This window comes from Vibrio sp. TH_r3, from assembly GCF_033101115.1.
Lineage (GTDB): Bacteria > Pseudomonadota > Gammaproteobacteria > Enterobacterales > Vibrionaceae > Vibrio.
The window spans coordinates 1-10,906 of record NZ_JAWMPW010000044.1; the positions used below are offsets into that span (position 1 = coordinate 1).

12 protein-coding genes and 4 pseudogenes are annotated in these 10,906 nt (G+C 41.7%); 6 read left to right on the forward strand and 10 right to left on the reverse strand.

Annotated elements, in window-relative coordinates:
• Positions 1 to 158: pseudogene (locus R3X26_RS18320) on the reverse strand (IS6 family transposase); the annotation flags it as partial.
• A gap of 38 nt (positions 159 to 196) precedes the next feature.
• Here R3X26_RS18320 and R3X26_RS18325 point away from each other — a divergent pair.
• The gene (locus tag R3X26_RS18325; RefSeq protein WP_317718772.1) at positions 197 to 808 is read left to right on the forward strand and encodes a DUF1566 domain-containing protein; all 612 of its coding nucleotides are present in this window, start codon (positions 197 to 199) and stop codon (positions 806 to 808) included.
• Between the two features lie 382 nt (positions 809 to 1,190).
• Here R3X26_RS18325 and R3X26_RS19105 read toward each other — a convergent pair.
• The 3 genes and pseudogenes from R3X26_RS19105 to R3X26_RS18335 form a co-directional block, all read right to left on the reverse strand.
• Positions 1,191 to 1,361, reverse strand: a pseudogene (locus tag R3X26_RS19105) (DDE-type integrase/transposase/recombinase); the annotation flags it as partial.
• 671 nt (positions 1,362 to 2,032) lie between these two features.
• Complete coding sequence (locus R3X26_RS18330; RefSeq protein WP_317718773.1) at positions 2,033 to 2,974, reverse strand: 2OG-Fe(II) oxygenase; 942 nt, start codon at positions 2,972 to 2,974, stop codon at positions 2,033 to 2,035.
• A gap of 441 nt (positions 2,975 to 3,415) precedes the next feature.
• A complete protein-coding gene (locus R3X26_RS18335) occupies positions 3,416 to 4,312 on the reverse strand; it encodes a LysR family transcriptional regulator (protein ID WP_317718774.1) in 897 nt (298 codons plus the stop codon).
• Positions 4,313 to 4,438: 126 nt separating this feature from the next.
• On the opposite strand from R3X26_RS18335, the gene R3X26_RS18340 reads away from it, so the two are divergent.
• From R3X26_RS18340 to R3X26_RS18350, 3 genes are all read left to right on the forward strand, one after another.
• Positions 4,439 to 5,428: a zinc-dependent alcohol dehydrogenase family protein gene (locus tag R3X26_RS18340; RefSeq protein ID WP_317718775.1), complete on the forward strand. Its 990-nt coding sequence runs from the start codon at positions 4,439 to 4,441 to the stop codon at positions 5,426 to 5,428.
• A gap of 65 nt (positions 5,429 to 5,493) precedes the next feature.
• The gene (locus R3X26_RS18345) at positions 5,494 to 5,799 is read left to right on the forward strand and encodes a DUF1330 domain-containing protein (protein WP_317718776.1); all 306 of its coding nucleotides are present in this window, start codon (positions 5,494 to 5,496) and stop codon (positions 5,797 to 5,799) included.
• 78 nt (positions 5,800 to 5,877) lie between these two features.
• Positions 5,878 to 6,684 (forward strand): SDR family NAD(P)-dependent oxidoreductase, encoded by an 807-nt coding sequence (locus R3X26_RS18350; RefSeq protein ID WP_317718777.1) that lies wholly within the window; start codon positions 5,878 to 5,880, stop codon positions 6,682 to 6,684.
• Positions 6,685 to 6,808: 124 nt separating this feature from the next.
• Here R3X26_RS18350 and R3X26_RS18355 read toward each other — a convergent pair whose 3' ends face one another.
• From R3X26_RS18355 to R3X26_RS18375, 5 genes and pseudogenes are all read right to left on the reverse strand, one after another.
• A complete protein-coding gene (locus R3X26_RS18355; protein ID WP_317718778.1) occupies positions 6,809 to 7,027 on the reverse strand; it encodes a hypothetical protein in 219 nt (72 codons plus the stop codon).
• Positions 7,028 to 7,053: 26 nt separating this feature from the next.
• A pseudogene (locus tag R3X26_RS18360) lies at positions 7,054 to 7,482 on the reverse strand (integrase core domain-containing protein); the annotation flags it as partial.
• Positions 7,400 to 7,615: a Fic/DOC family N-terminal domain-containing protein gene (locus R3X26_RS19110; RefSeq protein ID WP_411572435.1), complete on the reverse strand. Its 216-nt coding sequence runs from the start codon at positions 7,613 to 7,615 to the stop codon at positions 7,400 to 7,402. The gene R3X26_RS19110 and the pseudogene R3X26_RS18360, both read right to left, overlap by 83 nt.
• A 133-nt stretch (positions 7,616 to 7,748) precedes the next feature.
• Entirely contained in the window at positions 7,749 to 8,087 is a 339-nt protein-coding gene (locus R3X26_RS18370; RefSeq protein ID WP_317718779.1) for a hypothetical protein, read from the reverse strand.
• 7 nt (positions 8,088 to 8,094) lie between these two features.
• The gene (locus R3X26_RS18375; RefSeq protein WP_317718780.1) at positions 8,095 to 9,033 is read right to left on the reverse strand and encodes a DMT family transporter; all 939 of its coding nucleotides are present in this window, start codon (positions 9,031 to 9,033) and stop codon (positions 8,095 to 8,097) included.
• Positions 9,034 to 9,228: 195 nt separating this feature from the next.
• Between R3X26_RS18375 and R3X26_RS18380 the strand changes: the two genes are divergently transcribed.
• Positions 9,229 to 10,287 carry a methylated-DNA--[protein]-cysteine S-methyltransferase gene (locus R3X26_RS18380; protein ID WP_317718781.1) on the forward strand — a complete coding sequence of 353 codons (1,059 nt, stop codon included), beginning with the start codon at positions 9,229 to 9,231 and terminating at the stop codon, positions 10,285 to 10,287.
• A 175-nt stretch (positions 10,288 to 10,462) separates the two neighbouring features.
• Positions 10,463 to 10,630 (forward strand): hypothetical protein, encoded by a 168-nt coding sequence (locus tag R3X26_RS18385; protein ID WP_317718782.1) that lies wholly within the window; start codon positions 10,463 to 10,465, stop codon positions 10,628 to 10,630.
• A gap of 102 nt (positions 10,631 to 10,732) precedes the next feature.
• On the opposite strand, the pseudogene R3X26_RS18390 reads toward R3X26_RS18385, so the two are convergent.
• Positions 10,733 to 10,858, reverse strand: a pseudogene (locus R3X26_RS18390) (IS5/IS1182 family transposase); the annotation flags it as partial.
• Positions 10,859 to 10,906: the final 48 nt, after the last annotated feature.

Consider the following 10,906-nt stretch of genomic DNA (forward strand, 5'->3'; position numbering starts at 1 on the left):
TACTGACGGATTGTTTCGTAACTGACAATGCAGCCTCTCGCCGCTAATAATTCTTCAATGTCACGAAAGCTAAGTGTGAAACGGTGATAAAGCCAAACTGCGTGGCTGATGATTGGGGCAGGATAACGATAACCTGCATAGATATTTGAATTTTTCATTCACAGATTATCGCATAATTGATTGGTAAGCTGTTAAGTTGACAGTACCATCTGGCCTGATGTGGGCGCAAAATGACAGTGGCTCAGCCTATGCGAAAGAGATTGATTATAAAAATGCTTTCGACTGGGTGAAGTCTGGCGAGACCGATACTAGCCCACTTAAAGACGGGGCAAGCAAAAATGGTGCAATGAACTGGGTTGAGGCATTGGCTTATGTTCAGCAGATGAATGCAGAAAATTACCTTGGTTACAGTGACTGGCGCTTGCCAAATGTGAAAGAGCTGGAGACCATTACTGATTACCGTTATTCACCAGCAAAAACCGGTACTCCGGCTATCGATCCGATTTTCAACATGACAACTGTCACTAACGAGAACGGTAACGACGATTGGGCATTCTACTGGAGCAACACCACTCATAAGGCGTTTGCTAATGGTGATCTGCACGTAGGCGCTGCTTCTTATGTCGCCTTTGGCCGTTCTATGGGTTATAGCGAGAAATATGGTAAGTGGGTAGACGTTCATGGCGCGGGTTCTCAACGTAGTGACCCTAAAGTATGGGACGGCACCGACTACACTGACGGCCACGGTCCGCAAGCTGATTCTATTCGAATCTATAACTATGTCCGCCTTGTTCGTGACGCCATGTGAAGTTTATCAAATAGGTAATAATCCAAGATATTTTTCTTTCAAAATGGTACAGCTAGACCATCGCTTGTAAGCGGTGATCTAGCTGTTTTTGGACAAGAGAAAGTAAAACCCGTTTAAGAGTCTGGAGTTCTTTCCTGTTTCGAACAACACCCTACGGAAGAATTGCATTGCATAACCATTCAGGACAAAGATCGGGGTAAGAAGTATGGAATTTGAATAAGAATGGGAGGAAGCTATCATGAGAAATTTTGTCTAATGAGCCAAGGTCAGATGCACGGAGCTGGACAAAAGCTTTCACCTTCAATTTGAGCTGACGAGTTTACTTTATGTAGAATGTAAGCGAAATTATTCACTCTTCCTTGTAGCACTTCAAAACTTCTGCTTAAACTGATAACTGTCGTTTTTGTTCAACCTTTCGAATAGTGGCTAATTTATCAGTCACCACCTTTAACGGCGTTGCGCCCTCACCTTTCAATAAACGCTTGAAAAATCTCAATGCCGCCGCTTTATCTTTCTGTTTCTGAACTAAAATATCTATCTCGTCACCATCTTGATCTACTGCTCGCTACAGGTAATGTAATACGCCATTTATCTTGATGAACACTTCATCCAAATACCAAGTATCCCCGAGTTGACCACGGCTATTTTTATCTCATTACAATAAATGGCACCATACTTTTTGCACCACTGACGGATTGTTTCGTAACTGACAATGCAGCCTCTCGCCGCTAATAATTCTTCAATGTCACGAAAGCTAAGTGTGAAACGGTGATAAAGCCAAACTGCGTAGCTGATGATTTGGGCAGGATAGCGATAAGCTGCATAGATATTTGAATTTTTCATTCACAGATTATCGCATAATTGATTGGCAAGCTGTTAAGTTGACAGTACCTGCTGAAACCCGGCTATTCCTTCATGCTTTTAAATGCTGATGACGCGATGAGGACAGTCGGTGCGCAAACATCAACGGCTAGAAGGTAGCGCCTTCAACAAGAAGCCGAATATACGACCGCATCTTAACTTTAATTGCCAAATCACTTTGTAAATATGTGGATTCCATATACGCTCTGAGGCACAAAGCGAGATAGGAATTTACTCCAAATCATTGAAATTGTTAACTTATTCATCTTGCTTTCCTTTGATGTTTCTTTGCTGTTATTGGACTATATCTAATGACTCAATGTTACAGAGTTATATGCAACCAAATGTTACAACTAAGGCTGGCTAAAATGGCGCAAACTTATCTTTTTTAGCTGACGGTACTGTCCAGCGCTGCGCTGCATCAGCCAAAGTCGCTTTCTGATTTCTTAGCGGTATTTGACCTCGGTCACCGTACAACCACAATACAATATTAGAGCGTGTACCACTTTTTATTGGGTGAGCGGCATGAGGTTCACTACCACGATGAATCATGGCGATGCCGGGTTTAAATGAAAATCGGCTAACGCTGCCTGATTTTTTATCATAAAAGTCGACTTCTGATCCGGTAAAACTCTCACCCGGTAAATTTAAGTTAACGTTCATGGTTGCTGCTGACGCATCCGTATGAAGACGTAGCGATGTATCCATGCCAGCTTGGTATTCAATTGAAAAACCAAAGGTTTGTGTGTCGTAGCCCATTACTTCTGGAAATAATAAGCGCGCAATAGGCCTCATGTATTTATCCATCAGTTCACGATAAAAGGTTTGAAAGCTCGGCGCTGCAAGAAACCCTTCTGAGCGACGATCAAGCATTGCGCCACGACGATTCAAAGCAATGCCATAAGGCGGACGTAAAGGAATATTAGCCTTTGTAGTAGCTTCAAGATAACCACGTAGTTGAGCAAGACGCTCTGGATTAAACAATTGAAATTGAAAAACACCCGGTGATACTTCATGTAAAAGCTCTTTTACCGCTCGCTCTTGCGATGGATCTTTCCATGCATGCTCAATAGCATTGCGTAAACTTGGATCAAGCAGTGAACTATCGAGTTCAAAATCATTTACTTCTGCACGTTCATTTTCTTCCCATTCACGCCAAGCATTTTCAAGTAACTGCTGATTTTTATCCCAAAACTGTTGCACTGATGGAGCACGGCTTAACATGGCTTCACGTGTAGGAAAAGTTAAATGACGTGCTGCTTCTAGCTGGCTAGCTTCTGTGTGAATATTGTTGGTATTTATCATTTTGTTCTCTCCTGGTTGTTTACTAAAACATTCACCTAATGCGGTGATGAATTAAATTTATTACACACGGTAAATTAAATAAATAAGTCATTTAACGAATCAGAATTAACTTTTTATTAATAATTAACAGGAGAGGTTATGGTTATATAGATAAGTGTGATAACGAGATAAACAATATGAACGGTGTGAACAGCTATATGCGGCAAGTGGCTTGGCAAAGGAGTTAGTTAAAGCAGAGCGACGTTAAAGTGAAGTAGGAGAATTTAGCTTTGTTTAGTAGAGATTAGTTTAGTCTTGGATAGTAACCTCGGTTGATAAGAAGTGCCCGCATACAATGTTACGACTTTTGCGGAGTAGAGCCTTAATGCAAGACTGTTATTAACGCTAAAAAAAACAGGCCGCTAATGTTTTACGGCCTTGGTATTTATAATAAAAGCTAGTTTACTTCGCTTCCCAATAAGGCGTTTTACCATAACATTCAATATAGTAATCTATGAAAGCTCTTACTTTAGGTGCTAACAAGCGTGAACTAGGGTAAACCGCCCAAATAGCGGAATCGGCAAACACAGGGTAGTCTTGCAGCACTTGCACCAATTCTCCTCTTTGCAGTGCTTTATAAGCACACCAAATAGAACAAATGGTTATGCCAGCACCATCAATACAAGCATCTCTTATTGACTCGCCATTATCTATTCTAATAACGCTTTTATTCTTTATTTTTTGATGACCTTCTGGGGTTTCAAATGTCCAACTTTCAATACCGACCAAATTAATACATTGATGGTTCAGCACATCGGTAGGGGTTTTAGGTTTACCGTGTTTTTTAATATAATCAGGAGATGCACAAACTATACGTCGATCAGGTGCTAGTTTACGTGCAATCAAGGTTGAGTCATTCAGCGATGCATTTCTTATTGCGATATCAAAACCACCTTCAACCATATCAACAATACTGTCGCTTTGGCGTAAGTCTATTTTCAATTCAGGGTAGGTTTCTGTAAACCCTTTCAAAAAAGGTACGATATGCATGCGACCAAATGACGATGGCGCAGACACTCTAATAGTGCCCTGCGGGGTAAAACTGCCAGCGCCAACAGCGGCTTTGGCTCTAGCAACCGCATTTAGTATTTCCTCCGCATACGGTAAAAATTCTTGTCCTTCTTGCGTTAACGACACTTTTCGAGTGGTGCGGTGAATAAGCTTTACGCCTAACGATTCTTCCAATTTATTGATATGCATACTGGCAACTGGTGGAGATAAGTCAAGCTCACTGCCGGCTAGGCTGATGTTGTTTGTTGAAGCTATGCGTACAAAAAGCTTGAGGTGTTCATTGTTCATAATTTAAAACCATTAACTAAAGCGATTATTAACAAAAAGTTAAAACTGATTAGCTATAAGACTATATTATCAAGCATCTTTTTTGCAAATATACTTCTTTCATCAACTAGAAAGAAGGAAATAACAATGAAAGCAATGATTATTAATGAGTTCGGTACAAGCGACGTATTTACAGCAGCAGAAATAACAAAACCAACAGTTACAGCAGGTCACATCGTTGTGAAAGTAGCAGCAACTAGTGTGAATACTGTTGATACCATGATAAGAGCAATGGGCGAAGACTTAGGCCCATTAGCGCCAGCATTACCCGGCGTATTAGGTATGGACTTCGCCGGCATTGTTGAGGCAGTTGGTGAAGGTGTAACGGATTATGTTGTAGGGGATGAAGTGTATGGCTGTGCAGGTGGCTTGGGTGAATTACAAGGCGCATTAGCTGAATACATACTAGCCGACGCAAAGCTTGTTGCGCATAAACCTAAAAGCCTTTCAATGCGTGAAGCTGCAGCATTACCTTTAGTGGGCATTACCGCTTATGAGGGCTTAGCACGTGCTGGCGTTAGCCAAGGACAAAAAGTATTAGTACACGGTGGCTCTGGTGGTGTTGGCCATATTGCATTACAGCTTGCAAAATTCTTTGGTGCAGATGTTTATTCAACAGGTGGCGATGATACGCAAACAGCACTGATTGAAAAACTGGGCGCAACCGCGATTAATTATCAAACTGAAACGGTTGCTGACTATGTTGAAAAACACACACAAGGTGCTGGTTTTGATGTTGTGTATGATTCTATTGGCGGTGCTAATTTACAAAATTCATTTGATGCTGCAGCACTAAATGGGCAAATTGCAACGACCGTTTCTATGCTCGAAATGGACTTAACCACGGCTCATTTTAAGGGTTTGTCACTTCATGTGGTGTTTATGCTTATCCCAATGTTGCACAACCATAAACGTGGGCAACATGCTGAAATACTGGCAAGAATCACTGAAATTGTTGATGCAGGTAAATTAACACCAGTGCTTGATGAAGAACGTTTTACCTTAACAGAAGTTGGCAAAGCCCATGACAGACTCGTCAGCGGAAAAGCCATTGGCAAAGTCGTAGTAGAAATTTAATTAATATATGAATATTTTTTAACTTTGCTAAACAAGTGTGCTTAACGATAACTTTGGAAAAAATTATGACTTATTATTCTGTTCTTGCCGTAACCCCAACGAATGAAGATTGGATCCCTGATTATATCGGCCCAGCCAATAAGATAGTTGCTAAACACGGCGGTAAATATATTGCTAGAACATCTAGCCATGAACGATTAGAAGGTGAAGGTGAAAGTTCTGCATTACGTATCATCATAGAGTGGCCATCAAAAGAGGATGCCCAAGCCTTTATGAAAGATCCTGAATATGTTCCGCACCTTAAAGCAAGAACGGCTGGCTCTATTAGTCATCACTTTCTTATTGAAGGCAAAGATGATTTGGCAACGTAATTATTCACTACTTAACGGAAATGGTTACTAAATAGGTAGCCATTTTAATAAGCATACATTGGTTAACAAGGAGCCATCATGACTAAAACAATACTTATTACTGGTGCAACAGACGGTATAGGGCTCGCTACAGCAAAAAACTTAGTGGCCAAAGGGCACACGCTTTTAATTCATGGCCGCAATACTGATAAATTAGCTGCTGTTAAAGCACAATTGTTAGCGCTTACGACAGAAGATGTTAACGAAAGTAACGTGCAAACTTATGTTGCTGATTTATCGATTTTGTCAGAAGTAAAAGCGCTAGCTAATAGTATAAAAGCAGAACATACCAGCCTAGACGTACTTATTAATAATGCGGGCGTTTATAAAACATCAAACCCAATCACTCCAGAGGGGTTAGATGTTCGCTTTAGTGTTAACACCATAGCACCGTTTATTCTCACACAGCAACTTGCGCCTTTATTGGAAAAATCAGGCCGTGTTGTTAACCTTTCTTCCGCAGCACAAGCGCCCGTAAATATTGATGCGCTTTTAGGTAAAACACAGTTAGCAGCTATGGAAGCTTATGCGCAAAGTAAGTTGGCGCTTACTATGTTAAGCCGAGACATGGCAAATCAGTATAAAGAAACAGGGCCAGTAGTTTTCTCAGTAAACCCTGGTTCGTTACTTGCCAGTAAAATGGTTAAGAAAGGTTTCGGCATAGAGGGGAAAGATCTTTCTATTGGCGCCAATATTTTAGTGAAGTCGGCTTTGTCTGATGAATTTTCAGAAGCTACAGGGTTATATTTTGATAATGATATTGGCCAGTTTTCGGCGCCACATCAAGATGCTTTGGATGTTCAAAAAACAGCTAAGTTAACTGAAGCAATAAAAAGTATCGTGTAATGACCAGCGCTTACGGCGTATAAAAACAAAAAGGTCAAGCGCTAGTGCTTGACCTGGGGGTGAAAGCGCTTTAGTTATTATGTAACGGCGTTTTTCAAGCTAGTTGTCACTACTTGACTAATTATCAAGCAACTTGTTTTTCTGGGTTCAGGTGAACTTCTCCGATTGCTTCGCAGTTGCGTATTTTACCTGACCAACGCTCTGGTTTTGCTTGACGATGCGCCATCAACACTTTGGCTCTTTTCCTTAAAATCTCCGTATCCTTTCCACTATGTCGTTCAGAAGGTGTCACGTAATTCAGGCGACTATGCTTATGCTCGATGTTGTACCCGGTGATTTTCAAGCTACTTGTCGCCTGTTAGTTAATTTTTAAGCTGCTATAAAACCTTTACCCTCAGCTTTTACGTTCGATGGATTTAAGTAAACTGAACCCACCGGTTCCATATTCTTTATGTCGCCACTCCAGCGTTCTGGATGTCGTTTTTGTGCCTTTTTATAGACGATAACTCGGGCGGATAAAATCTCAATATCTTTGCCTGTATGACGTTCTTCTGGCGTCACTAACTTTATACCGCTATGTCTGTGTTCAGTATTATACCAACTCACAAATCCTTCTACCCAGCACCGCGCTGCGGTGATATTTTCAAACGCTCTTTCTGGGTATTCTGGTCGATATTTTAAAGTTTTAAATAGCGACTCTGAATACGGATTATCGTTACTTACAGAAGGACGACTTAACGAAGGCATTATCCCTAACTCCTGTAGTGTCGCCAACATAGTCGCCCCTTTCATTGGTGATGGGATCGGCTTGGCTATCTTCATGAGTGTGCTGAAATAGCTTGTCGGTCGTGGTGACAATATTTTCAATCTCACTACTGCCTTGTGCTTTCAGCAGTGGCAGTAAGTTGATAAGTAACCCCTGATTAGGCAGTAGCTCACCGGCTTGTTTTAATTAAGTAAGGGCGACACGAGCAGGAATACAGGCTTTAAGGATGGGAAAGATTTCAGCCAATTGCCCTAGTTCGCTGTCTAGCGGTCAGGGCGGCAAATGGTTGTAGGCTTGGTCAGCATGCCATTTCATGTTTAAAAACCTTATCATATCGACACAAATAGAGTGTGTAGTTTATCTTACGGAAAGATACGCCCGCATCGCGGAGACTTTGAGCGGGTATTTTCATAAACTGCTCTGGGGTGGTTTCTTCCATTAAGCCAAGAGCACGCCCCGTTATTGTCGTAGCAGCTTTGGTGTATAATTGTTGACTTATTATTGTAAATAAAAAAGCGTCAAAACCTCTCTGGCGTACACGTACCTCTGGCATTCCCAGTTCGGTAAATGCTTCTTTTACATCTCGGTCTATATGACTAAGTTGCTGCATGCCTTGAAGCACGGTCTGATGATCCATATGCACCCTAATTTGTCATTGATTTGGCAAGGGCTGATTTCATTCGATGCCATAAGCGGCCATCGATAGCGGATAACCCGAACGCTATTAACACCATGCCCAATATATGAATCATTTCCAGAGATTCATTCAGGAATAATGAGCCGAGCAGAACAGCAGAGATTGGCACAAGTAGTGTTACCAGCAATACATTTGTTGCGCCTGCCAGCTCAAGAATCCTGAAATAGAGAACATAAGCTATCGCCGTGGACGCAACTGCCAATCCAACTATAGCCATCCATGTGTTCATGCTTGTATTGTCCGCATCGATAGCACCATCTACAAATAATGCAATAGGCAATAATATGAGTGTTGAAGCCGTTACCTGTCCCGCGGCAGTAATTACAGGGTTAACTCCCAGTGATTTGAATCTGCGTCCATATACCCCAGCAAATGCGTAAGATATGGCTGCACCAATAATGGCAAGTTGCGCCAACAAATTACTTTCGTTACCTAACGCGGGCACACCTATCATTACCGCCACACCCACAAAACCGAGGACAACGCCGATTAGTTTTAACGGTGTTGGGCGTTCATCAGGCAGAAGAATACCTGCTACCACTACGGTAAATATCGGTGTGGCAGCATTTAGGATTGAGGCCAAGCCTGATGCAATCTGTGTTTGCCCCCATACAATTAAAGCAAAGGGGATAACATTATTCAGTAAACCCATCCCTAAGAATGAAGCCCAGACTTTCAAGCTTTTTGGAGGACGCAAGCCAATCATCATAGCTATCCCCCATAACGTAAATGCCGCAATTCCTACTCTAAGTGTCACTATGGTTAATGGAGGAAGGTCATTGACCGCTACGCCTACAAAGAAGAAAGATCCGCCCCATAAGATGGAGAGTAAAAGGAGCATAGCCCATACTTTTGAGTTCATAGAGTGATTAATGGTCTGTGTCATAGTCGAGATAATCCGTGTTATTCATCTTTAACTGCATATTAGCGACAGCGTTAACCTTAAAACATCCGAAAATTGCGCCACATTAAAAACAGAGGATGGATCTACAATCGCTAATTAATCAGCAAGAATCGGATGGTATCATCAAGCTTGGTGTGATGAGATCGCAATGAAACCCGTTAGACAGTGAGCGCAGTTATGCCAAAGTTACCTGAAAATGAAATGAAAAATGCGGTATCGCAGAGAGATAGCACTTTCGACGGAAAGTTTTACTATGGCGTTATTACCACTGGCGTGTTCTGTATGCCTTCCTGTTCAACCAAAGCAGCAAACCCAGAAAACCTGAGATTCTTCTTTGATATCGAATCAGCAATGCAAGCAGGATTTCGTCCTTGTAAGCGTTGCAATCCAGTAGGGCAGGATGATCGAACCCTTAAGCTCATTGAAGTCGCTCGCTATATAGAGCGTCATGCCGAAGATAAAATAACACTTACTCAATTAGGTGATATCGCGGGTCTTTCACCTTCCCGATTACAACGCATTTTTAAAGAAATGTTTGGTGTGTCACCCAAGCATTATCAGGATGCAGTACGCATGCGAAAGTTTAAGCGTTCATTAAAAGAAGGAGAAGGTGTGACCGATGCCATTTATTCATCAGGCTATGGTTCAATAAGTCGAGTATATGGTGAGGCAACCCGAAATATAGGCATGACACCGAAAGCGTACAGGGCAGGAGGAAAAGGTGAAATTATCCATTATGCGTGTCGAGAGACTGCACTTGGGTACATGATAATGGCTGCGACAGATAAAGGGGTATGTTCAGTACAGTTTGGTGATGACAAAGATTCTCTGCTAAGCCTGCTGTCTGATGAATTTCCTAATACTCAATTGAAGCTTTCTGCGGCACAAGACGCACCAGAGTTGGATAACTGGATGTTGGCTTTAGATAAGCATATTAGTCAGGGCGCTCCCAGACCCGATGTACCACTTGATATCAGAGGTACGGCATTCCAAATCAAAGTATGGCAATTTCTCCTAAGCATCAAAGAAGGTGACGTGATGAGTTATGGTGAGGTTGCAGAACATATTGATAATCCGAAAGCGGTTCGCGCTGTAGGAACCGCTTGTGGCAAAAACCCAGTTGGTATTCTTATCCCCTGCCACCGAGTATTACGAAGCGACGGTTCTTTAGGTGGCTACCGTTGGGGTTTAGAACGTAAGCGAACTTTGTTGGATATGGAAAGAACAAGGCGTTAACGGGTGTATTTCAACTCAGATAGTCACTAGGGTAAATTGCGAATTGAATACTCTCTCGTAATTCTCGCATAAAGTAAATCTAGTGGTATTGGTGGGAATGGACGGTTTTGTCCAGCTTCGTGCGTCTGTCCTTAGCTAACAGAAGAAAATATCCCATGACCACTTTCTCCCAGAAATGAGCAAACCAGCGTTAGATTTCCTGTATGGAGAGTCACTACTCGCAGCGACTCCTTTTTCGGCTGACAAAACACGTTGGGGACAGGTCAAGGTTGAAAATACTTATGGAAGCATGGAATCAACCAATCAAAAATTAGACATTGACGATACGGTTGTTTGGTTTTAATGCAAAGTATTCTTCTAAAACGACCAGAATGAATAATACGTTCAAAGGTGAATCGAGAGGTTCGCCTTTTTAGTTTCTAGTTTTTTTCTTTACTACCTCTATCAAGTTACGCCAACACATTCGATAAAGTATTCCTTCAAATGTCATTCGATGTTCAGTTTTATCGTAAATACGACCTGTACTTTTCATAACTTGGAGTAGCAGTTCCCATCGAATATCAGTTAGTATTGTTCTTGGGGTACTGTCAACTTATCTAAATAAGACGTCAAAACTCAA